17 protein-coding genes are annotated in these 22,459 nt (G+C 60.7%); 10 read left to right on the top strand and 7 right to left on the bottom strand.

What is annotated here, in order from left to right:
• Positions 1-27: 27 nt before the first annotated feature.
• Genes hisS through hisG form a run of 3 tightly spaced genes read left to right on the top strand, consistent with a single transcriptional unit; the run spans position 28 to position 3,349 of the window.
• A complete protein-coding gene (gene hisS / locus POI8812_RS02155) occupies positions 28-1,521 on the top strand; it encodes a histidine--tRNA ligase (RefSeq protein ID WP_108780875.1) in 1,494 nt (497 codons plus the stop codon).
• On the top strand, positions 1,518-2,639 hold the full coding sequence (locus POI8812_RS02150) for an ATP phosphoribosyltransferase regulatory subunit (protein ID WP_245895210.1): 1,122 nt from the start codon (positions 1,518-1,520) through the stop codon (positions 2,637-2,639). The genes hisS and POI8812_RS02150 overlap by 4 nt, the downstream gene beginning before the upstream one ends.
• Positions 2,636-3,349, top strand: a complete 714-nt coding sequence (gene hisG, locus POI8812_RS02145) for an ATP phosphoribosyltransferase (protein ID WP_108780874.1) — start codon at positions 2,636-2,638, stop codon at positions 3,347-3,349. Before POI8812_RS02150 ends, hisG begins: the two co-directional genes overlap by 4 nt.
• On the opposite strand, the gene POI8812_RS02140 is transcribed toward hisG, so the two are convergent.
• Together POI8812_RS02140 and POI8812_RS02135 are read right to left on the bottom strand one after the other, a co-directional pair.
• Complete coding sequence (locus tag POI8812_RS02140; RefSeq protein ID WP_108780873.1) at positions 3,324-3,959, bottom strand: hypothetical protein; 636 nt, start codon at positions 3,957-3,959, stop codon at positions 3,324-3,326. The genes hisG and POI8812_RS02140 overlap by 26 nt on opposite strands.
• 5 nt (positions 3,960-3,964) lie before the next feature.
• A complete protein-coding gene (locus tag POI8812_RS02135) occupies positions 3,965-4,411 on the bottom strand; it encodes a DUF1489 family protein (protein ID WP_108780872.1) in 447 nt (148 codons plus the stop codon).
• A 131-nt stretch (positions 4,412-4,542) separates the two neighbouring features.
• On the opposite strand from POI8812_RS02135, the gene POI8812_RS02130 reads away from it, so the two are divergent.
• Positions 4,543-6,789 (top strand): adenosylcobalamin-dependent ribonucleoside-diphosphate reductase, encoded by a 2,247-nt coding sequence (locus POI8812_RS02130; RefSeq protein WP_108780871.1) that lies wholly within the window; start codon positions 4,543-4,545, stop codon positions 6,787-6,789.
• A gap of 257 nt (positions 6,790-7,046) precedes the next feature.
• Positions 7,047-7,769, top strand: coding sequence for a serine aminopeptidase domain-containing protein (locus POI8812_RS02125; RefSeq protein WP_162844858.1), 723 nt, complete (start codon positions 7,047-7,049; stop codon positions 7,767-7,769).
• Between the two features lie 53 nt (positions 7,770-7,822).
• Here the strand turns inward: POI8812_RS02125 and POI8812_RS02120 are convergent, their stop codons facing one another.
• From POI8812_RS02120 to POI8812_RS02110, 3 genes are all read right to left on the bottom strand, one after another.
• Positions 7,823-8,995, bottom strand: coding sequence for a winged helix-turn-helix domain-containing protein (locus tag POI8812_RS02120; RefSeq protein WP_245895208.1), 1,173 nt, complete (start codon positions 8,993-8,995; stop codon positions 7,823-7,825).
• Positions 8,996-9,128: 133 nt separating this feature from the next.
• Positions 9,129-9,401: a DUF6525 family protein gene (locus POI8812_RS17760; RefSeq protein ID WP_108780869.1), complete on the bottom strand. Its 273-nt coding sequence runs from the start codon at positions 9,399-9,401 to the stop codon at positions 9,129-9,131.
• 82 nt (positions 9,402-9,483) lie between these two features.
• The gene (locus POI8812_RS02110) at positions 9,484-10,548 is read right to left on the bottom strand and encodes a CobW family GTP-binding protein (RefSeq protein WP_108780868.1); all 1,065 of its coding nucleotides are present in this window, start codon (positions 10,546-10,548) and stop codon (positions 9,484-9,486) included.
• A gap of 129 nt (positions 10,549-10,677) precedes the next feature.
• On the opposite strand from POI8812_RS02110, the gene POI8812_RS02105 reads away from it, so the two are divergent.
• The 3 genes from POI8812_RS02105 to POI8812_RS02095 all read left to right on the top strand — a co-directional run bounded on the left by POI8812_RS02105 (position 10,678) and on the right by POI8812_RS02095 (position 18,176).
• The gene (locus POI8812_RS02105; protein WP_108780867.1) at positions 10,678-11,088 is read left to right on the top strand and encodes an Rrf2 family transcriptional regulator; all 411 of its coding nucleotides are present in this window, start codon (positions 10,678-10,680) and stop codon (positions 11,086-11,088) included.
• Positions 11,089-11,232: 144 nt separating this feature from the next.
• Entirely contained in the window at positions 11,233-14,739 is a 3,507-nt protein-coding gene (locus tag POI8812_RS02100; RefSeq protein WP_108780866.1) for a right-handed parallel beta-helix repeat-containing protein, read from the top strand.
• Positions 14,736-18,176 carry a hypothetical protein gene (locus tag POI8812_RS02095; protein ID WP_108780865.1) on the top strand — a complete coding sequence of 1,147 codons (3,441 nt, stop codon included), beginning with the start codon at positions 14,736-14,738 and terminating at the stop codon, positions 18,174-18,176. Before POI8812_RS02100 ends, POI8812_RS02095 begins: the two co-directional genes overlap by 4 nt.
• Positions 18,177-18,198: 22 nt before the next feature.
• Here the strand turns inward: POI8812_RS02095 and POI8812_RS02090 are convergent, their stop codons facing one another.
• Positions 18,199-18,573, bottom strand: a complete 375-nt coding sequence (locus POI8812_RS02090; RefSeq protein WP_146186103.1) for a response regulator — start codon at positions 18,571-18,573, stop codon at positions 18,199-18,201.
• A gap of 175 nt (positions 18,574-18,748) precedes the next feature.
• Between POI8812_RS02090 and POI8812_RS02085 the strand changes: the two genes are divergently transcribed.
• Positions 18,749-19,894, top strand: a complete 1,146-nt coding sequence (locus POI8812_RS02085) for an MFS transporter (RefSeq protein WP_306438839.1) — start codon at positions 18,749-18,751, stop codon at positions 19,892-19,894.
• Positions 19,887-21,272 (top strand): MATE family efflux transporter, encoded by a 1,386-nt coding sequence (locus POI8812_RS02080; RefSeq protein ID WP_108780862.1) that lies wholly within the window; start codon positions 19,887-19,889, stop codon positions 21,270-21,272. Before POI8812_RS02085 ends, POI8812_RS02080 begins: the two co-directional genes overlap by 8 nt.
• A gap of 9 nt (positions 21,273-21,281) precedes the next feature.
• Here POI8812_RS02080 and ychF read toward each other — a convergent pair whose 3' ends face one another.
• On the bottom strand, positions 21,282-22,379 hold the full coding sequence (ychF, locus tag POI8812_RS02075; RefSeq protein ID WP_108780861.1) for a redox-regulated ATPase YchF: 1,098 nt from the start codon (positions 22,377-22,379) through the stop codon (positions 21,282-21,284).
• Between the last annotated feature and the right edge of the window lie 80 nt (positions 22,380-22,459).

Here is a 22,459-nt window from a genome sequence, read left to right as displayed (position 1 = left end):
CCATGCGGGGTGATGAGGACGGATCCGATGGCCAAGGACAAGAAGAAGAAACCGCAGCGCCCCAAAGCAGTGAATCCCCGGGGTTTTCGCGATTATTTCGGGGCCAAAGTGACGGCGCGCGGCCAAATGCTGCGCACGATCACCGATATTTATCATCAGTACGGATTCGACCCGCTGGAAAGCCCTGCCGTTGAGACCGTCGAGGCGCTGGGCAAGTTTCTTCCCGATGTGGATCGCCCGAACGAGGGCGTCTTTGCGTGGCAGGACGAAGATGAAAGCTGGATGGCGCTGCGCTATGACATGACGGCACCGCTCGCGCGGGTCTATGCCCAACATCGCAACGACTTGCCCACGCCCTATCGGCGCTATGCGGTCGGCCCTGTCTGGCGCAACGAGAAACCCGGCCCTGGCCGCTATCGCCAATTCTACCAGTGCGATGCGGATACGGTCGGCACGCCCACGGTTGCAGCGGATGCAGAGATGTGTGCGATGCTCTCGGACGTGCTGGAGGCGGTCGGAATCGAACGCGGCGGCTATATCGTGCGGGTGAACAACCGCAAAGTGCTCAACGGGGTGATGGAAGTCGCCGGGCTTGGTGGGCCGGATCAGGAATCGGCGCGGGGCATCGTCTTGCGCGCGATCGACAAGCTTGACCGTCTTGGGGAAGACGGTGTGCGTGCATTGCTGGGTGAGGGGCGCAAGGATGCCTCGGGCGATTTCACGAACGGTGCGGGTCTCGGCGCGGAACAGGCGGAGATCGTCATGGGTTTCGTGTCTGCTTTGCGCGATGACAATGCGGCAACCACAGCTCGGTTGTCCGAGCTGGTTGCTGGATCGGCCATCGGCATGAGTGGCGTGCAGGAGCTGGAGACCATTGCGGAGGCTGTGGCCGCCCAAGGGTATGGCACGGACCGGGTTCTGGTGGACCCCTCTGTCGTGCGCGGTTTGGGTTACTACACCGGGCCCGTTTACGAGGCGGAGCTGACGCACGAGATTCTCGATGAGAAGGGGCGCGTGCGGCAGTTTGGGTCCGTCGCCGGTGGTGGGCGGTATGATGACCTCGTGAAGCGGTTCATCGGCCAGGAAGTGCCTGCAACCGGTGTGTCTTTGGGCGTCGACCGCCTTTTGGCTGCGCTCGTCGCTCAAGATCGGATTGCGACCGATACGACCGGACCGGTCGTTGTTACGGTGATGGATAAGGGCCGGGTGGCTGACTATCAGGCAATGGTCGGTGAATTGCGCACTGCGGGTATCCGGGCGGAGCTCTACCTTGGCAATCCCAAGGATATGGGTCGACAGTTGAAATATGCCGATCAGCGGAATGCGCCGGTTGCGGTCATTCAGGGAAGTGACGAGGCAGAGCGTGGCGCGATCCAGCTAAAGGATCTTGCGCTCGGCGCGGGGCTGGCCGCCAACATCACAACAAATGAAGAATGGAAGGCTCAGCCCGCACAGATGGAGGTCGCGCGGACCGACCTTGTTGCAGAGGTCCGGGCGATGATCGCGCGGCGCGAGGGATGATCGCCGCGCGCGCCTATATGCCTGATGGCAGAATCGGCACCGGTCTGGAACGGCTGGAGGTAGAGGTTTCGCGCCTGATGGCTCTGTTCGCCGAAGCCGGTGCGCAAAAGGTAGAGCCGGGCGCCCTGCTCGATGCGGATGTGCTGCTCGACCTTTACGGCGAGGACATTCGCGGACGTGCCTATGTCACGCAGGACCCGGTTTTGGGCGAACGGATGCTGCGCCCGGATTTCACAGTGCCCGTGACACAGATGCATGCGGCCCATGGGGCAGAACCCGCCCGCTATGCTTATGCCGGGCCAGTCTGGCGCAGGCAGGAGCCGGGCAGCGGGCGTCCGACTGAGTATTTGCAGGTTGGTTTCGAAATCTTTGATGCCTCGGATGCAGCGCGTGTCGATGCAGAGGTCTTTGCACTTTTTTCCGCCGCACTCGCCGGGCAGGGATTGGCGGTTGAGACCGGTGATCTGGGTGTGCTGTTTGCGGCGATTGACGCGCTCGATATTGATGCGCGTCGTGCGGGGATGCTGCGCCGTCATGTGTGGCGGCCCAAACGGTTCCGGCGCGTGCTCGACACCTTCAGCAACACGACACGACGCGCGGCGTTGCTCGACCAGACTGTTGAGGACTGGCGGGCCGCTGCGCTGACCGCTTCACCTCAGAATGGCATTCGCTCGGTCGATGAGGTGATTGCGCGATTGAGCGACCTTGCTGCTGAACGCGAACTGCCGGAATTGAGTGGTGAGCAGCGGCAGATGTTGCAGCAAGTCCTTGATACAAAAGGTTCCCTGTTTAGTGCTCTAACTGAGTTGACAGAGTTGTCCCATAACTTCCCACCGCTCGCCAAAGCCGCTCAGCGACTGGAAGCCCGGATTGCTGCGCTTGACGCTGCCGGTCTTGATGGTGGGGCGTTGCCCTTTGCTGCGAGCTTTGGTCGGACCACCATGGAATATTATGACGGGTTCGTTTTCGGCTTCGTTGATCGGGAACGGCCGGATCTTCCCCCTGTCGCGTCCGGGGGGCGATATGATGCGCTGACGGCTGCGCTGGGCCCCGCGATACCTGCGGTGGGTGGCATCATTCGACCAGAAGCTCTTCTGTCGCGAAAGGCTGCATCATGAAACTGGGTCTGCCCTCGAAAGGCCGTTTGCAGGCAGATGCGATCTCGTGGTTCTCGCAGTTTCGCATCGAGATTTCGCGTACCGATGGCGGGCGCGAGTATGCAGGCTCTGTCATTGGGCTGGATGGGATCGAGCTTGTCCTTCTGTCCGCCGGTGAGATCCCGCGAGAGCTTGCTGCGGGACGTATTCATCTGGGCGTCACCGGCACTGATCTGGTGCGGGAAAAGATCGCTGACCCATCTGTGATCACACCTGTGCAGGAGATGGGTTTTGGCCATGCCGACCTGATTGTCGCAGTGCCAAAGCTGTGGATCGACGTCGACACGATGGACGATCTCGATGATGTGGCGGCGCGGTTCCGCGCGGACCATGGTATGCGTCTGCGGGTGGCGACGAAGTATCACAATCTCGTCCGGCGCTATTTTTCAGAACATGGCGTTGCGGACTATGTGCTGGTGGATAGTCAGGGCGCCACGGAAGGCACGATCAAGAACGAGACAGCGGAAGTGGTGGCCGACATCACCTCAAGTGGAGAGACCTTGCGCGCGAACCACCTGAAAATCTTGAGCGATGCGCCTATTCTGAAATCGCAGGCGACGCTGTTTGCCTCAGCCACGGCGGCTTGGTCGCCTGAGACACGGCAGATTGCTGATGAGCTGGCCGCGCGGATGAGCGTTGCGTCCTTCACGCCTCCGGCGCAGCAGAAGTGACCGGCACACCCGGCTGATCGGACGAAAGAGTCACATCTGACGCGTCCAATCGCCCCAGCGCGTCGAGCAAATCATGCAGCCCTTCCACCGGCATGGAGCCGAGATCGAGTTTTATGGTCCAGCCGGTATCCGTGCGCTCTGGCCCGCGCAGGGCGTGAACCGTGCAGCGAAACTCCTCACTCGCTTCGCTGAACCGAACCTGAAACGCTTCAAGAAACCAGAGACGCAGGGCGCCCCAGTTCGGTACCGTGCCGGTCTCATCCGCCTTAGTGCTGAAATAGACTGACAACGCCTGCCAGCGGAATGGGTGGATCAGCACTTCGCCCAGATCGCCATGCAGCAGCTTGAACGCATCGAACTGAACGGATTGCGTCTCTGTCACATCGAAGCGGAATTCCTGCCCGTTCCGCCGTGCCTGCAAATCACGGCGCTCTGGCAGGTTCAACGGTCCGAACCGCTCTAGGCCGCCATCGACATCGCGGCGGATGACATCGGTCTCGCAGTCGTAGTCGCGGTCCGCAGCGAACGCGATCTCCTCCAGCACCCGCGCGAGGAACAGATCCCTCGCCGGATTCAGGATTTCTTCGAGAACATCGTCAGCGCGCGTCATCTTGGCTATCTCACGCCCATATCAGACAGGGCTGTTGCCAACCCGGCCGGCAGTTCAGGTTCACCGCCATCGGCAGTGTCGAGGTCTTCAGGCACGTCTTCCGGAGCGAAATATCGCCAGCCCTGAAACGGGCGGCGCGGCATCGGTTGGGTCCGAATGATTTCCGGTACAAGCACGATACCACATCTGCGGATGCCATCCGACCCCACAACTTCATCAAGGCGTGCAATTTCTTGCCGTGCCAGGACCAGCCCCTTGAACACCCAATATAGCGATCCGCCATTCAGGATCTCATCCTGCCGCTTTGGCCACATGCGCGTGACGTGGATGTGAACCGGCTCCAATCCCTGCGCTGTTCGCTGTGCGCGCTGACGTTTTTGCCAGGCCTCCAGATCGGCGACTTTTTCCGCGCCGACGCAGAGTTTCAGCAGGTTCACGTGGCCGTCATTCATGTCTGTCTCGATTGGTGTACAACGCGATTGTCACAGGTAGCGTAGCAAACCGCAACCAATTGGCGCAGTTGACCGGGCTTCCTGCAGGGACATACTCATTCCCTCAATCAAGCAGAAGCCCGGATGGTTCCATGTCGCAGTTCGCAATGCAGATTTCAGAGCGCATCTGGGATATGAAGTACCGCCTGAAAGAGGCTGACGGCTCGGCTGTGGACGAAACTGTCGAGGAGACGTGGAGCCGAATCGCAAAAGCGCTGGCGGCCGTCGAGGAAGACAGCACCGCGTGGGAAGCACGTTTTTACGATGCTTTGGCGGATTTCCGGTTTCTGCCCGCAGGACGCATCATCGCTGGTGCAGGCACAGGCCGCAGCGTGACCCTGTTCAACTGTTTTGTCATGGGCACCATACCGGACTCGCTAGGTGGCATTTTCGAGATGTTGCGGGAAGCGGCGCTCACCATGCAGCAGGGCGGCGGGATCGGCTATGATTTTTCGACCATACGTCCCAAGGGCGCCTTGGTTACAGGTGTCGCAGCAGATGCCAGCGGGCCGCTCAGCTTTATGGATGTATGGGACTCGATGTGTCGCACGATCATGAGCGCCGGCGCGCGGCGCGGCGCAATGATGGCGACGCTGCGCTGTGATCACCCCGATATCGAAGATTTCATTACGGCCAAACAGGACCCTGCACGTCTGCGCAATTTCAACCTCTCGGTACTGGTGACAGATGACTTCATGGACGCCGTAAAGGCAGATGCGGAGTGGGAACTGACCTTCGATGGACAGGTCTATCGCAGGGTTCAGGCGCGGGCTCTGTGGGACCTGATCATGCGTTCGACCTACGACTATGCCGAACCGGGCGTGATCTTCATCGACCGCATCAATCAGCGCAACAATCTCTACTACGCTGAGGAGATCGCAGCGACCAACCCTTGCGGGGAGCAGCCGCTGCCGCCCTATGGCGCCTGCCTGCTTGGGTCCATCAACCTCGCCCGCCTTGTCGATGATCCCTACGGCGCGGGCGCGGCACTGGATGAGGATGCGCTGGGCGAGCTTGTCGCCACCGCAGTGCGCATGATGGACAATGTCGTCGATGCCAGCCGCTTCCCCCTGCCTGAGCAAGAGGCAGAGGCTCAGGCCAAGCGCCGGATCGGGTTGGGGGTCACGGGCCTGGCTGACGCGTTGATGATGGTGGGGGAACGCTATGGGTCGGAGGAGGCCGCGCAGCTGACGTCACACTGGTTACGCCGGATCGCCCGCGCGGCCTATCTGGCCTCCGCACAGCTTGCGAGCGAGAAGGGCGCCTTTCCGCTGTTTGACGCAGAAGCCTTCCTCGATGGGGAGACGATGCGCGCAATGGACCCGGATGTGCGCGCGGCCGTCAGCAAGCATGGGATTCGCAACGCGTTGCTCACCTCCATCGCGCCAACCGGCACGATCAGCCTCTACGCGGGCAACGTGTCCAGCGGGATCGAACCGGTCTTCGCCCATGCCTACACCCGCAAGGTGTTGGAGAAGGATGGGACCCGGTCGGAAGAGGAGGTCGTCGATTACGCTGTGCAGCTGTGGCGCGACAAGTTCGATGATGCCCCTTTCCCCGATCATTTCGTCACCGCGCAGGACCTTGACCCGCTTGATCATGTGCGGATGCAGGCCGCGGCGCAGGAATGGGTCGACTCCAGCATCTCCAAGACGATCAACTGCCCCGCCGACATCAGCTTCGAGGCGTTCAAGGACGTCTACATGGAAGCATGGAACACCGGCTGCAAAGGCTGCACGACCTATCGGCCCAACGCTGTGACCGGCAGTGTTTTGAGCGTGGAGGGGGAGAAGCCGGCTGAGCCACTGGTGCAAGCCTCCCTGACCGATCCGCTCGACCGGCCCGAGGTGATGGAAGGTCAGACCTACAAGATCAAGTGGCCCAATTCCGAGCATGCCATCTACATCACCGTCAACGATATCGTGGTGGGCGGGCAACGCAGGCCCTTCGAGGTGTTCATCAACTCCAAGAATATGGAGCATTTCGCCTGGACCGTGGCGCTGACGCGTATGATCTCCGCCGTGTTCCGGCGCGGGGGCGATGTCAGCTTCGTGGTTGAAGAACTCAAGGCCGTCTTCGATCCACGCGGTGGCGCATGGATGCAGGGCAAATACGTCCCCTCGATCCTTGCGGCCATAGGCGGAGTGATCGAAAAACACATGATCGGGATCGGTTTCCTCGCAGGGGAAGGCATGGGGTTGAGCGAAGACCCCGTCGCACAACGCGTCAACGCCTCCGCCGCCCCTGGCCCGGCCTGCCCCAATTGCGGAGCTTACGAGATGCGCATGGCCGAGGGATGCCTGACCTGCGGCAATTGCGGCTTCTCCAAGTGCGGCTAGGCGGGTGGCCGCCATGAAGGCCCATGACCCCGCATATTCAGCTAGCTCCAGCACTTCCCAGCAACTGGATCACTAAGGCGTAGGGTTGCCACATTAAGAACCGCAATGACACGCGGCTCAGCCATCGGAAAAACCACTAGGTTAACCCGCGGCGCCCGGTGGCAAGGGGGGCGATAGTGTGCGGAGATTTGACAGGAATGTGACCAGATTGGCTGACCCGGTGATGCTAGGATCGCATGATCATTTGGAGACAGCTTATGAAATTCTTTCTAGCGGCCATTGCCCTCGCTACGTTCGCGCTTCAGGCCGCACAGGCTGAAACGGTCCGGTTCCAGGCATCCGACGGTGTAGCCGTAACGGCGGAGTTTCAGGCGCCTGCCGCCGGATATTCAACGATCATCGTTCTCTTCCATCAGGCCCGTTCGAGCCGCGGCGAGTACGCGCAAATCGCGGACCGTTTGAACGCGATGGGCTACGCCACGCTCGCGGTGGATCAACGTTCGGGTGGTCAGGCCAATGGTGTGCGCAACCAGACGGTGGCCGAGCTTGGTGGAAGCACTGGTTTCGCTCAGGCGATACCGGACCTCATCGCGGCGGCCGCTTGGGCGCGTCAGCAGCCCGGCGCCCGAACTGTTGGCGTTTTGGGATCGTCCTATTCTTCAAGTCTTGTACTCGTATTGGCCGGGCGTGACCCGACCTTTGCCGATGCAGTGATGTCCTTCTCTCCGGGCGAATATTTCGGGACGCCGAACTTTGTCAGCAGTGAGGTTGGCCGCATTCAGGTGCCGGTGTTCCTGACGGCCGCGCGCAGTGAAACAGATCAGTGGCGGCCCTTCGAGCAACGCATCAACAGCGTCGTAACCGGGTTCGTGCCGCGCGGGGCGGGGCGACATGGTGCTTCGGCGCTTGATAGCAGCGACGGGGCGGAATACTGGGCAGCGCTTGCACAGTTCCTGTCGCAACATTTGCCCGCAGGCTAGGCGTCAACGGGCACGGGACGTGCGGAGAACCCAGATCGGGCCCGCACGACGGGTCACCAGGGCGCGACCAATGTCTCAAGCCCTACGAAGCGTTGCAATCGCTCCAGCTCAGCCATCAGTTTCGCCTGTCTTGAGGCCGGCCATTTGACGCGTGATTCCGGCCAGAAATTCAGGACGGATAGTGTCGATGCCTTGCGGTCGGCCTTTACTTCGATCCGGCCGACGAAGCGCGCGCCCTCAAGGATCGGGAAGACATAATAGCCCCACCGGCGTTTCGCCGCAGGCACGAACATCTCGACGCGGTATTCAAACCCGAAGAGCCTCTCCAACCGGGTGCGGTCACGGATCGCAGGATCAAATGGGTTCAGGATCCGCAAACGACTGGTGACGGGGCGCAGCTTTGCCAGGCGCTCCTCAATATTTGCTGGAGCGATTGCGGCTGCGATGCTGCCATCAGCACCTTCCACCTCAACCGGCACAAACGCGTCTTCGATCGGATCGAACCAGGTTCCAACCTCGTCCCGGCCGACGGCGTCCCAAAACCGCTGGATATCTCCGAGTGTTCCGAAGCCGATCCGGTCGAGCGCGGCGCGACACAGCCAATCGATCTGTGCGTGGTCCGGCATCTGGATTGAGCGTTCGTGTGGAGGGAAGACACGCTCGGCAAGGTCATAGTATTTGGTGAAGCCCTGCCGGTGGCATGTCGCAAGTTCCCCGGAATACCACATGTAATCCAGCGCCAGCTTGTGCGGTGGTCGCGACCACATCGCCTTTGGACCGCTGCGCTTACTCTCGAAATCCGTGGTGCAGAGCGGACCTTCGCGCGCGATCCGGGATTTGATCGCGGCACGCGCCTCTGCGTCGGGGAGGTCTTTGTACCATCCCCCCTTGTCGAGTTGAGCCTGCTTGCGTCGGAACTGCCGCTGCCACATCGGCAGAAACTCCATCGGCAACACCGAGGCGTCATGCGTGAAATGCTCGAAGATCGCGCGATCCTTTGCGAGCAACCGATCCAACATCGGTTCGCGATAGTTTTGATTGCGGCTCCACAGGATATGGTGGTGGGCGCGGGCGACCACCTGGATCGTATCAAGTTGAACGAATCCCAGGTCTCGGATGATTTGCATCAAATCGAGCGGGCCCGTCGGCGTTTGCGCCAGGCCATTGCAGCTGAGCCATAGCTGGCGCGCAGCCTTGTTTGGAATGCGCAGTGTCGCCCTACTCAAAACAATTCATCCCTTTCCCGCTCAACTGAACAGCGCTGTCCGGTGTAGTGTCGTAAGGCAGGCGCGCGCAATCAATATCCCTATGCGAGGACGCCGGGCTGTTCTGAATAGCGAGAACCCGTGCTGGGCCGCTCTAGGCCACAGAATTTGATTTGAACGTTATTGAATATCGGTCGCGCAACAACATGCGCGCCTCAGCGCGGTTCAGTGATGCCAGAGCCTCTTCTGTGGACGCTCCGCGGGCGCGGGCGTTTGTCCAGATTCGGTGTACAGATTTTGGTGACCAAGGCAGGGCCGCCTCAGAGAGCCACGCCCGCAGCGGCGCGGGCAACTGATCGTAGGCCGCCATGGGGTCTGAGGGCCGCCGTCTGCGCCGCAGGCTACTCTGCCCGAGATTTCTGTTCATTGTGCAGCCTCAATGCGGGACAAATGGCAGACGGGAACAGGTAGGTGCGTTTCGGTGGCTATGTGCATGGCCGTCCGGTCTCCTAAGCGTCCGTTTGTTCAATTGCTTCATGGGCGCGCAGCATGTCGAAGGATCGCTCTAGCTCCTCTTGAGTCATGTCACGCGCAATCACGACGATCCGGGTACGTGTGTCGTGTGACGGCCAGTCTTTCACTGGCCTTGGGCGATCAAAAACATGCTGGACGCCATGAAAGACGAAGGGCGTATCCAGCCGGTCGAGGAACACGATCCCCTTGACCCGCAGGATGTTCGGCCCGCGCAAAGCGATCAAAGTCTCAAGCCAAGTGTCGAAAAGGCGGTCTGTGATTGGCGCATGCAGCTCGATAGAAGCTGTCACGATCCGACCGTCATGTGGGGATGAGTGGGGCGCTGGCGCGGTGGCGTTCCCAAAGGACGTCGCGCGGGCCAACGCGTCTGCCCTCGGCGCTGGGGAGGTCCATGCCAAGATATCGGTCGGCATGCTGTCGTCACGCAGGGCCGTCAAGTGCCACAAGGCCCCGATCAGCCCATCACCGCGGACCGAAGACATGATGCGTGCACCAGAATTCAGCGCGCGTAGCCGGTGCTGAAGGGTCTCGATCGCAACAGGCCCGGCAATGTCGGTTTTGCTGATCACGATCAGGTCCGCCATTGCGGCCTGTGAGACGGCCTCGAATTGCGTATCCAGTGTTTTGGCGCCGTTTACCGCATCCGCAACGGTGACGATTCCGTCCATGCGGACGGTGCCAGCGAGAAACGGGTCGACTTGCAGGGTCTGATGAATTGGTCCCGGATCGGCGAGGCCTGTCGTTTCAATGATGATCCGATCAAACGCGATCTCATCTTGCGCGCGACGCTGCAACAAATCCTGCACGGTGCGAGACAGATCTCCGCGAACGGTGCAGCACAGGCAGCCTGACTGCATCAGCACGATCTCTTCATCCGATTGCTCGATCAGGTCGTGGTCCAGCCCTGCATCCCCGAACTCATTCACGATCACGGCGACGCGCCCAGCGGCCGGGTCGTGCAAGACAGCATTGAGGAGAGTGGTTTTACCCGCGCCCAGAAAGCCGCTGAGCAGGGTAACAGGAACACGTCTGCCACTCATCGCACCTTAAACTCCATCATCAGCTACGGACCAAGTGTCGGTTCGTCCGGTGGTTTGCGAGTCATGCAACTATATCAGTTACTCGACAAGAGCAACTGCGGAAGTTACAGATCCGAGTGGAGGTCTTCAATGAAACGGAACAGCCGCCTGTCGCTCGCACTGCACTCCGTCGCGCATATGGCGAGTGAGCCTGATCGCTTGCGCACATCTGCCGAAATTGCGGAGCACGCGCAGACCAATCCGGTTGTCGTTCGTCGCGTTCTCGGCAAGCTGCGCCAGGCCGGAATTCTCAAGGCTGAAAAGGGTCATGCAGGTGGCTGGCAGTTGGCCCGAGCGGCTGATCGGATAAGCGTGGCCGATATCTATCTTGCGCTGGACGAACGCCTTACGCCAGTCTCTGAAGACGCGCCGCCACGTTGCTCGGTTGAGCATGCGCTGGAGCGTCGCGTCAGCCTGATCATGGATCAGGCAGAGCGTGATCTGATCGAAAATCTCAAAGGTCTCTCAATCGCCGAGGCCCGCTTCCCGATCGACACCTAAGCGGCGCAACCACCTGATGTTAGCCATTTTCAATGCGGATTAGGCCCTGTCGGAACTTGTTCGTGTCAGCTTTGCCTGAATAGGCAGGCGTTTTAGTCAAATTTCTGCTACTATCCAAATCTCGGTATGGTTTGGAGTAACTTGATGCTCAGACTACTGATTCTGTTGTTTGGCTTCATGGCGCAGACGACGTTTGCTCAGTCGATTGCCAGCGATCTCGCGCGCGGCGAGGGTGATCTGACGCTATCTGTTCAGGTTGACGAGGTCCTGTCGACACAGGTGATTGAGGGCCGCACCGTAACACTCCGGGGTGACGGGGGGCGATTGTTGGCTGCGGACGATCTGGCCGCATTCTTCGTGCGCGATGGTGGCCATCTCATCTTGCAAGGCGTCGATCTGACCTTTGCGGGGACAGGCGATGCGCAGCCCCTGATCTTTGTCGCGGATGAGGGCACTGTGACATTGCGCGATTGTTCGCTGGACGCGCTAGAAGCCGTTGGGCTCTTCGTCAGCGGCGGTCATCTGGAGGTATCGAATTGCCAGATCGCAACGGAGCAGACAGCGATTGCGGTGCGGGCAGCGGGAACCGCAACGCTGACCGATCTGACCATTGCCGGAGGTTCAAGCGCGATCCGGCTGCAGGACGCTGGAACAGACGTGGTCGTTGCGGATCTTGCTGTTCGCAATGTCGATCGTGGTGTGACCGTAGAAAGTGGAGCGCACCTTCAAGCTGAAAGGCTCTCAGTAACCGAAGCATCCGAGGTCGCCATACTTGTTCCGGGGGGCGTGCTCCGCGCGACGGACCTGGCCATCAGTCAGGACTCCGGGTTTGGTGTCTATGTCAGCGATGGTGGTCAGATCGACGTTGATGATCTGTATCTGGAAGGGCAAATGGGGCAGGCGGTCAGCTTTCTGGGCGCCGCCGCCAGTACGGTTCGTGGTCTGGTCGCGAGAGACGCTCAATTGGGCGTGCTGATCGACAATGCCTCCGCGCTGGTCACTCTCATCGAGCCAAACCTGTCCACCGAATTGGATGAGGGCACTCTTGTCCGGGTGGCGAATGGCGACCTGTCTTTGCGAGGCGGCATCTTGCTGGGTGGTTCGACCGGGCTGAGCGTTCTGACGGGGGACGCAGAGGTCCGTGAAACGGCGTTTGTTGGGCAAAGTCGCTCAAGTGTCTTTGTGCGGGGCACCGGATCAGGTGCGGTGACACTCGACGCTGTCGAAATGGTGATGCCTGAAAGCGCCTATGCGGTTTACGCCGAGCGACCGGTTGAGCTGCGCAATGCGCTTATTCTGCACGCCGGGGTTCCCGTTGGCGGCGAAGGCTATTCTTCTTCAGTGATAGAGCAAAATATGCGCATGGGCCCTGCGGTGCCGGGATGGGGCGATGTGCACCGGCAACTGAATCGTTCGATCACGCCGGACGCGACCGGGCCGGACCTTCGCCTCGACATACTGAATGCTCCAGATGAGGTCAGTCGCGCTGCGTTGCTCGCCAACCTGGACGCCGTGATGGGTGAGGTCGGGGGCGCGCCGGGCCAGCTCGATTTGCTCACCTCACAGGTAGCTGCACGGGAACAACCCGTCTCAGGCATGCCACTCGGCACCCTGTTTCGGGAGGAGGGCGGTGCGGCAGAACAGATTGCGGCCCTGACGCCTGCTGACCTGCCGCTTCGTCTGGCGCCGGGCCGTTATGTTCTGGAGTCTCCGGCAGGTGCGTTCCGCCTTGAAATGCCTGCCGACGGTACGGTCCTGCTGCCCGAACTTTATGGAGCGGGGCCATATCCCAGCTATGAACAATATGAGGTGGACGAGAACGGGAATTGGTATCTGACCGGGACAGAACGGGGGCCCGCATTCTCACTCCGGTCGCAGGGAGAGATCCGTGCCTTGGCCCAGAGCTTTTGGCCGGGCTACCAGCAATATGTGCGCAGCGTCGTGCCACGGCCAGAGGCAAGCGAGGCGGAGCGCGCGGCGGCCAGAACTTCGGCCTTGGCGCATCTTAGTGCTCAGCTTGACCGCTTGCCGGGCGATGAGACATCTCTGCCCGCCGACTTGCTCGCCGACATGAACCTTGAGAGTGAGGCCGCACTAGCCATTCTTGCAACTGTCGGCACAGCGGACGAGATCGCGTGGTTGATTGCCCGAGGAGAGGAGCTGTCGCGCCGTCAGTTGTGGATCGCAAACGGCTGGCTTCGTGCCGGGCTGTCGGGCGATCTTCGTCTTGGCCTGCGGCCGGAGGGGCCGGCGCGGGCGGCGTTTGGGCGCGCCATAGAGGCCCCACCTGCTCAAAAATCCCAGCAAGCACTTGTCGTGACGACATTAGCCCAATTCGGTTTCCAACCGGCCATCGAATGGCTGATCCAGCGCATGGCGAAGGAGCAGAGCCTGTCTCACTGGCAGGCATGGCAGCGCAACGCTGCCTTGCGCGCATTGATCCCGGTGGATGATCCGGCGGTCACGGCTTACGCGCACAGGCTGCTATCCGCATGGCGCGAGCAGGATAACCCCACCGGACCGTGGAGAGATCCTGACGACCTTGTTGGCGGTCTTGCCGCAGCCTTTCTGATCGTTGCGGCGAATGGCAACCCGGTTCAACGGCAGGTGCTGGATGTGGCCTTGCCGGAATTCGACCGTGCCTTGCTGATGGCCTCGGCCCTAGCGGACCCGTTGGATTACATGCAAATGCAATATCGGATGTGGTCGGGTGGACCGGATGAAGTGTTTATACGACAAGTCGCTCGACAACTGTGTCATGCTGCCGGACCGCGTATCGATCTTACGGACGGCGATGGCCGCATCGCTGGTCTGCTGCAGGCGATGGTCGCGAATTTCGAGGATACCAGTCCGTTCTGGGGGGCGACCGTTCACGAGATCGCATTGGCGCATTGCCGTGCCCATCCACGCGCTCTCAGCCGTCTGAACGGACGTCTGAACGAACTGATGCGTGAGGCCGGCCCCGATCACTGGCAGCATGCCTTTGCAGATTACGGCGCGCCCTCAGCGGTGGGATTTGCGGCACTCGACAACGCCCCCGACAGCTGGAGGGCACCGGTTCTGGACGCTTTTCGCGACACGCCGGAGCACGCGCAGGACTTGCATCGCGCGATCGTTGCCACGACCCGGCACGATGCTGCGGCGGGTTTTTTCTTCCCCGATGGGGACCGACGCTTCTTCCTTGAACCGGTGGAGGAGGAGCCTGTGGGCGAGGCCTACTGGCTATCAGGTCGCGTCGATCTGCGGATGATCGAACGGGGGCAGGATCTATATGCCGCGATCCGGCTCAACGTGACGGGCGTCACGCATCAAGGGCTGGGCGGGATGATCGCAAGTCATCCTGACATTCTTGCGGTCGCGCTTGCAAATGGCGGTATCGGCCTGATCCGTTCGGTGAGCTTGACCGTGGGTGAAGACCGGGTCGAAATGCCGATGGGCCAAAGTGCGGGTGGAATAACGATATTCGGTCCCATCGAAGCGCCAGCACCACTGGATGACCTGCATCTGGATATTGAGATGCGAGCGGACGGTCGGAACGCTCGGGATATTTTGCGCAGCTGGACGGTTCGGTTCCCGCTCTACAATGGCCCGGATGCGTGGCGGCGCCTTTACGAAACAGGAACTGTCGGATTTGGATCGGAGACGCAATGAAACGCTTCAGCCTCTTAGCCACACCACTCCTCTTTGCTCTAGCGCTGCCAGTGGTGGCGCAGGACGTTTGCGATCTGCATGACGATCAAATTCTGACCGATGCGGTTGAGGTTGTTTTGCGTCTACCCGCAGATTGGGAAGAACCAGCCGCCCCTGATCCCGCGGCGCTGCTCAACATGGCTCCCGTGGGAGAGACCGAGCAGGTCGAGTGCTCCCGCGGCGGAATGGTCGGCGCGCTCAACTGTGTGACAGAGCAGATCGAGTCAGCCGGTGGCGATGTGGCCGGCCCACCCACGGAAGCCGAGGCTGAAGCTGAGGTTCGGGCCGACAGCCCGCCGCGCCCCTCGTTCGAGGAAGATCCGGGCGCATGGCTCGAAGCTCGCATTTCCATGCGCGCCAAGATCGACAGTCGGACAATCCCGGCAGGCGTCCGCTTTGTTCCCATCGGGATGCAGATCCAGGGCGATCATGAACGCATGACGCACGATGCGGCGCAACGGCTGCGTCAGGTATTGAACACCGCTTCAACGACCCTTCAAAGGGTGACGACCACGCTTGCCCACGAAGATCTGACCGAACTCACGGAGGGTGGCGACTTCTCTTCGCTCTTCTTTGAGGCTGCCGTCAGTGATTTGAATGGGCGCGGAGTGGCAGCCTTCACCCGCGGCGCGATTGAACTGCCCGAGCCATGCCGGTTCCTGTTGTCATTGCGGACGGCTTCGACAGCGGCCAATACCGAGATGGCCAGTCTTCAAGGACGGATTGTGCGGCTGAGGGACGCGTTGGAGCGCACGACCGACGACGATCAGAAACGCATGATCGAGGCCGAAATCGCCCGGCTCACGGCCGAGCGGGCGGCGAAGGCAGGTCCGGCGGACCTTTTGGCGCAACGGCTGGAAGCTGAGGAAACCCGGCAGGAAGAGGCCCGGCACGCCATCGAAGTCGCCGCCATCAAGGACAATCCACAGCTTCTGGAAGCCTCCGAAGTCGCCCGTCTGGGTCGCGCTGCTGAGAGAATGCGGGAATTCCGCAGATACGAGGCCACACGCGCTGCGGCCATGCAGGCCTATCGTGATGGTCTTGCGGATTTTGATGAGCAGATCGCGAACGCACCCGATGACGCCACCCGCGACATCTTGATTGAGCAGCGCGAGCGGTATGAACGTCTGGCTCAGGAATTTGCCGATCGCACCCGCAGTCTGATGACTGGCCGCCATCGGGATGCGGCGCGGGAGTTTGAACGCAACGCGGCGGACGGGATTGGCCCGACCAGCTATGCCGACGTGCATGCGCGGCTTTCCGAGCGTGGCTTCGACGCAAATGCCTATATCGAATTGTCCGATGAGGATCTGGTGCGGCGGGCCTCCCGCATCGCGCGATCGGATCAATACACGCAGGGCGGTGCGGCTGGGCGGGACAATGGCGCCCTGCAATTCATGGCGGATACCGGCGAAGCCTTTCTGGAAGAACGCAATCGTCTCGCCTTTACCCCGGACGGTGCTGTTCGCGCCATCTACGATATCGCGACCGGTGAACGGACCTTCGGTCAGGTGGTCGATGATCAGTTCACCTTCTTCAATCGCTATGGTCACTACTGGGTTGGCGTCGGTGAGGGCGGTGTCTCAGGCGTTGCGGGGTTGGTTGAGCTTGGCTGGGACGGCGTCAATCTGCTCGCCGAGACAGAGCAATATTACGCAAACGCGGTCATATCCGGCCTGGGCGGGCCCGATGACGCGATCAACCTAGTCGAGACTGACCGCACAGATGGGCTTTCCGAACTCTTCGCACGTGGTTTCGCCGCCGTTGATCAGGCCGAAGAGGCCCGTCGGCGTGTAGGCCTGCCCCGCCGGACGAGCGTGGCGGATGCCTGGCGCGATCCCAGCCTCATGGGCGATATGTTCTATGATCTCGCCGATGGGATGGGTGACGGATTGTCGGCAGGCGCTGACATGCTTGGAACAGCCGGCGGCAATCAGCTTACGGTCTTGTCCAGCCAGGGGGAGCGCGGGATTCTGACCGCGACACGTGGTACGGGGCGCGTGGTTGGTGAAACCGCTGATGTCGGTATGGCTGCTCTTTCAAGCGCGCGCGCTGTGCGCCGGTTTCTACGCGGCGCCGATGCTGCGGTTCCGGACGAAGCCATACGTGCGCTTGATGGACCAGTTGATGAGGTCGCAGGGGCTGCTGCGCGCGCGGATGCGCCTGCGGGACCAGCAACCGCGCCGTTCGAGGGGCAGTTGCGCCCGGATGGTCCGACCATTCTTCCTGATGAGGTCAACAATGTCAGGCTAACCGGCGCTGAGGATTATGTGCCCGATCCGTCCTTGGCACGCCAACCGGTCTTTGCAACCCAGGGTGAGGTCGATCTGGTCCGACAGGGTATGCGCGATGCCCAAGCAGATGCCTTCGGGCGACAACTCTACGAGTTTGATGATGTTGGGGAGTTGCCCGGAAATTTGACCGAAGCTGCCCCGTCTAGCCCGTTCAATGCTGACTACCGGGCAACGGATGTCGCCCTTCGACCAAGTGTAGCGGAAGCCCGAACCGCCGGTGGCGCGACTGTGCGACTTGATCGACGCTCAGCAGCGGGGACGGAGATCGCCGTCGATGGAGACGTTATTCAGCTCGGAGAACATGTCGGCTCGGGCGCTTCGACCAGTGTCTACCGCGCGGCGGATGGAAATGGTGTCTGGCGCGTGACCGATGGTGGGAATGCTGATGAAGTCCGCGCGATGGGCGAAGAGCTTGTTGGCCGCAACTTGCTGCGCGAAGCCGAAGCACGCGGCGCGCGTTATTTCAGGCCAGCCGCGCGTAGCGGTGCGCCCCGCCGCGTCCAGACGGACGGCAGCGCGCCGGTCTTCCTTACACGAGAGGAACAGGTCGACAGCGTGGCGAGCGTCTATGGCGCGACAGGCGAGCGTCTGGAGCCGATTGATCGTCTGACCCTCGCCCTTGCTCAGCGAGAAATGAACACCCATGGAATCGCATATACGGACATGAAGCTGAGCAATGTCGGTCTTGTGGATGACGTGGCATCGCCGACCGGGCGTCGGGTCGTTTATTTTGACACCGGCAATATCTTCCCGATGCGCGGTGCGACGGCAGTGGATCGGGCTGAAAATGCGCGCCACTTGCAGCAGATAACAGATCTGCCAATGCCCCGCGGCACCTCAGGCGCGGAGCGGGATTTCTGGCCGCAGAGTGCTTTTGGTGCCGGACGCATTGACGATGTTCTCGACACGCGTCCTTTCGGCGGCAGGGTGCAGGGCTATGGATCGACGCCCGAAGGCAATCGTGGCCGAGCGGAGTATCTTCGACTGATGGCGATGAGTGATGACGAATTGGCCAATGCAATCCGCACATCCGAGAGTCTGCGGGGTAGCGCCGCCCGCCGTGGCGTTGACCTCTCTCGTGTGCAGGTCCCCACAGCAAGGTGAGTTTGAAAATCGAAGGAATGCCTTAGCCGACACGCCTTACGATTGCCGCGCTCATGGACTGCAGTGAAAACGGCTTGGTGACTGAAGGTACACCACGGGTGAAGTCATGTGCCTTTGTCGCGTGACCGCCGGAGGCAAAGATGAAGGGCACGTTCATTTCGCTCAACTTATCGGCAATTGCTTCGCTTGTTTCGTCTTTCAGGAAGATGTCGAGCATTGCAAAGGTCACGTCCACGGTCTCTATAAGATGCATGGCTTTTGTAACTGACATTGCATGGACGACTTGCTCAGCTCCGAGTTCGAGCAGCATATCTTCGGCATCCATGGCAATGATCAGATTGTCTTCGACCAGCAGGACTGTTCCAAACAGGGGCGTATCCGGGGATGAGCTGCTCATCTTCTGTTGTCCTTCGAACATCGGTGTCTTGCGCTCTATAGTACTTAAATGAAACTTAACATGCCCATGGGAAATGTAGATTGCATTTTACGTCTTACTGTCAGGTAAATCTTACAGGCGTGTGAAAGACATCGGATCATCATACGAGCCCGCCTGTCGCTGTAGGAGCGTCTAAATCCTTATTCTCATTTTATCACTGGGTAATTTTGCAATCGGCATGGGCGTATTCGTTGCTGTCGGTTTGCTCAATCCATTGAGTGAGGCCTTCGGGCTGAGTGCTTCTGGCGCCGGTCTGATCCTGACGATCTACGCACTCGCCTATGCCGTCGGATCGCCCGTGCTCGTCTCTTTGACAGGGGGGCTGGCGCGGCGCACTGTCATGGCCACGGGGATGGGCCTCTTCGCTTTCAGTGCGATTGCGGTTGTCCTGTCCCCAACGGCGGAATGGCTCTTTGCAGCACGGATATTGACAGCGCTGGGTGCCGGTCTGTTCACGCCGATCACAGCGAGTGTGGCCGCCGCCGCTGTTCCGCCAGAGCGTCAGGGACGTGCGCTTGCAGCTGTTTTTGCCGGGCTGACCGTCGCCCAGGTTCTGGGTGTACCAGCAGGTTCATGGATTGGATACACCTTTGGCTGGCAGGCAGCCTTCCTCATCGTCGCGGTCCTCTCTGGCCTTTGCTGTGTCGCTGTTCTTTGGGCCGTGCCGCGTGATCTGCCATTCAGCGTGATCAACCTCGGCACATTGGGCCGAGCCATTCAGGATTGGCGCGGCTTGTTGGTGATCCTGTTCACGACGAGCTTTCTGGGCTCGATATATGTCATCTACACCTATCTCGCGCCGCTTCTGACCGAGCATATGGGCTATGGCCGGGATGGGATCACGATCATGTTCGTGCTGTTCGGCGTCGGTGCGGTCATCGGCAATCTTTTTGGAGGGTGGGTGGCCGACCGGATCGGCCCATTCCGCACGCTGCTGCTCCTGACCGGTGGGCAGATCCTGACCATGCCGTTCTTTGCGTTCTTTCCGATGGGGGATATCGCCTTTTCCGCCCTGCTTATCTTGTGGGCGGTGCTGGGCTGGTCCTTCGTGGCGGGGCAGCAAATCCGAGTGGTCCGGGTCAGTGCGGCCCCAACGGTCGGCCTCGCCCTGAACGCGGCGGCGATCTATCTGGGGGCGGCAACAGGGTCGAGCATTGGTGCGATGGTGCTTGACCGTTTCGACACGCTGGCATTGGGTTGGGCAGGAGCGGCGGTTGCGGTGCTGGCACTTGCGCATCTCGTCGTCTCACAAACCCTAACGCGGGAGCGTGGACGTGGCTGAACAGGCAAAGTTCCTTAGCGGGCGGCCAATGAAACATGTGGCGGTGATGTCATTTACGGCGTCTCTTGGGCTTATGGCCGTGTTTGTCGTCGATTTTGTCGACATGCTTTTCATTTCCATGCTGGGCAATGCCGCCCTCGCGGCTGCAATCGGCTATGCAGGGGCGATCCTGTTTTTCACAACCTCCGTCTCCATCGCCTTTGCGATCGCAACCGGGGCGCTGAGCGCGCGTGCCATTGGTGCGGGCGATCTTGACGGCGCAAAACGGCAGGCCAGCCATGCCATCTTGATCGGCGTGATTGTCTCGGCGCTGATTGCTGCCCTTGTTTGGTTCAATCTAGGCTTTCTGACCGCCCTTGTTGGTGCGTCGGGGGAAACGCAGGCGCTTGCGATTTCCTATCTCGCGATCATCGTTCCGTCCCTGCCAATTTTGGTTGTCGCCATGGCAGGCGGGGCGATCCTGCGGGCGCATGGCGCAGCAAAACCTGCCATGTACTCGACCATTGGCGGGGCGGTCGTGAATGCCGTGCTGGACCCTATCTTTATCTTTGCGCTGGGTCTGGAACTGCAGGGGGCGGCAATTGCGTCCGTGCTGGCACGGATTGCTATCGCTGTCTTGGCACTTCGTCCGATCTGGAAGGACTATGGCGGGCTGGTCGCCCCGCACATTGCTGCGCTGCGCGGTGATCTGGGCCGGATCAGGGCGCTCGCCTTCCCGGCACTTCTAACGAATATCGCGACGCCCGTCGGCGCCGCCTACGTCACCCGGGAAATGGCACGGTTTGGGGAAGACGCCGTCGCTGGCATGGCAATTGTCGGCCGACTGACGCCGATTGCCTTCGCCATCATCTTTGCCTTGTCCGGCGCGATTGGTCCGATCATCGGGCAGAATGCAGGGGCCAAGATGATGGACCGCGTCCGACGGGCGTTTCTCGACGGGCTGATCTTCGTGCTCGGCTATGTGGTTGTCGCGGCCCTGCTGCTCTATCTAATGCGACCATTCATTGCCGGCCTCTTTGAGGCTGAAGGCCAGACGCTGGCATTGATCTACCTGTTTTGTGGCCCACTTGCGCTGGCCTGGGTCTTCAACGGCTGGATTTTTGTGGGCAATGCGGCCTTCAACAATCTGGGCCATCCTTTCTGGTCCACCACAGTGAACTGGGGACGCAACACGCTGGGCACCATCCCGTTCGTCGCCCTTGGCGCGGCGTGGTACGGCGCGCCCGGCGTTCTGATCGGCCAGGCCGCAGGTGGTGTCCTGTTCGGTCTTCTTGCGGTTTGGCTCGGTCTGCGGATCGTGCGTCGGGATCAGGGTGAGGTGCCCGAGCTTGCACCCATGCAGCAACGCCTGCTGGCGCTGATGGGGCGCAACCGGTAACCGTCCGACTTAGGTGTTGAACAGGAAGTGCAGCACGTCGCCATCGGCGACGGTATATCCCTTGCCCTCAGCGCGCATCTTGCCCGCTTCCTTGGCCTTCTGCTCCCCGCCCAGAGTGATGAAATCGTCATAGGCGATCGTCTCGGCCCGGATGAAGCCGCGCTCGAAATCCCCGTGAATCACACCGGCCGCCTGTGGGGCTTTCGTGCCCTCACGTATGGTCCAGGCGCGCGCTTCTTTGGGCCCGACCGTAAAGTAAGTCTGCAGGTTCAAAAGCTCGTAGCCTGCACGGATCAACCGGTCGAGGCCCGCTTCCTCAAGCCCCATATCGCCGAGGAACTCGTCCCGCTCTGCGTCGTCAAGCTGGCTGATCTCCTCCTCGATTGCGGCTGAGATCACGACGGAGACGGCGCCCTGCTCTTTGGCCATTTCGGCCACGCGGGCGGATTGCGCATTTCCCTCAGCGGCGTTGTCTTCCTCGACATTGCAGACATAGAGGACCGGCTTCGCGGAGAGGAGTTGGAGCATCTTCCAGGCCTTTTCCTCATCCTCCTCGATTTCAACCGTGCGGGCGGGTTTGCCATCTTCGATGGCGGCTTTGGCCTTTTGCAGCAGGGCTTCCTGCTCCTTGGCTTCCTTGTCACCGCCTTTGATCTTGCGCTGAAGGTTGACCAGGCGTTTTTCGATGCTCTCCAGATCGGCGAGCATCAGTTCCGTCTCGATCACCTCGGCGTCTGCGACCGGGTCCACGCGCCCGTCGACATGGGTGATGTCGTCATCCTCGAAACAGCGTAGAACATGTGCAATGGCGTCCGTCTCACGGATATTGGCGAGGAACTGATTGCCAAGGCCTTCGCCCTTACTCGCCCCCTTCACCAGACCTGCAATGTCGACAAAAGTCAGGCGGGCCGGGATCACACTTTTGGACTGGGCCATTTCGGCCAAGGTCGTCAGCCGCGCATCGGGGACGGACACCTCGCCCACATTGGGTTCAATCGTACAGAAAGGAAAGTTGGCCGCCTGTGCTGCCGCGGTGCGGGTCAGCGCATTGAACAGCGTGGATTTGCCCACATTCGGAAGTCCGACGATACCGCAGCGAAAACCCATGACCTACCCTCGCGTTGAATGACGCGGTTTCCTACGCTTGGCGCTCGGTCAGGGTCAAGGGGCAGCGTCCCGCCTGTGGC

The organism is Pontivivens insulae (genome assembly GCF_900302495.1).
Taxonomy (GTDB): domain Bacteria; phylum Pseudomonadota; class Alphaproteobacteria; order Rhodobacterales; family Rhodobacteraceae; genus Pontivivens; species Pontivivens insulae.
Note: the sequence above shows the minus strand (reverse complement) of the source record. Positions and strands in the feature narration are given on the sequence as shown.

Bases quoted from the DNA above. Each gene is read 5' to 3' on its own strand.
- POI8812_RS02130 (WP_108780871.1), top strand. From the start codon at position 4,543: ATGTCGCAGTTCGCAATGCAGATTTCAGAGCGCATCTGGGATATGAAG.
- POI8812_RS02110 (WP_108780868.1), bottom strand. From the start codon at position 10,548: ATGAGTGGCAGACGTGTTCCTGTTACCCTGCTCAGCGGCTTTCTGGGC.
- POI8812_RS02140 (WP_108780873.1), bottom strand. From the start codon at position 3,959: ATGACGCGCGCTGACGATGTTCTCGAAGAAATCCTGAATCCGGCGAGG.
- POI8812_RS02105 (WP_108780867.1), top strand. From the start codon at position 10,678: ATGAAACGGAACAGCCGCCTGTCGCTCGCACTGCACTCCGTCGCGCAT.
- hisS (WP_108780875.1), top strand. From the start codon at position 28: ATGGCCAAGGACAAGAAGAAGAAACCGCAGCGCCCCAAAGCAGTGAAT.
- POI8812_RS02090 (WP_146186103.1), bottom strand. From the start codon at position 18,573: ATGAGCAGCTCATCCCCGGATACGCCCCTGTTTGGAACAGTCCTGCTG.
- POI8812_RS02135 (WP_108780872.1), bottom strand. From the start codon at position 4,411: ATGAATGACGGCCACGTGAACCTGCTGAAACTCTGCGTCGGCGCGGAA.
- POI8812_RS17760 (WP_108780869.1), bottom strand. From the start codon at position 9,401: ATGAACAGAAATCTCGGGCAGAGTAGCCTGCGGCGCAGACGGCGGCCC.
- POI8812_RS02125 (WP_162844858.1), top strand. From the start codon at position 7,047: ATGAAATTCTTTCTAGCGGCCATTGCCCTCGCTACGTTCGCGCTTCAG.
- POI8812_RS02150 (WP_245895210.1), top strand. From the start codon at position 1,518: ATGATCGCCGCGCGCGCCTATATGCCTGATGGCAGAATCGGCACCGGT.
- POI8812_RS02100 (WP_108780866.1), top strand. From the start codon at position 11,233: ATGCTCAGACTACTGATTCTGTTGTTTGGCTTCATGGCGCAGACGACG.
- hisG (WP_108780874.1), top strand. From the start codon at position 2,636: ATGAAACTGGGTCTGCCCTCGAAAGGCCGTTTGCAGGCAGATGCGATC.
- POI8812_RS02095 (WP_108780865.1), top strand. From the start codon at position 14,736: ATGAAACGCTTCAGCCTCTTAGCCACACCACTCCTCTTTGCTCTAGCG.
- ychF (WP_108780861.1), bottom strand. From the start codon at position 22,379: ATGGGTTTTCGCTGCGGTATCGTCGGACTTCCGAATGTGGGCAAATCC.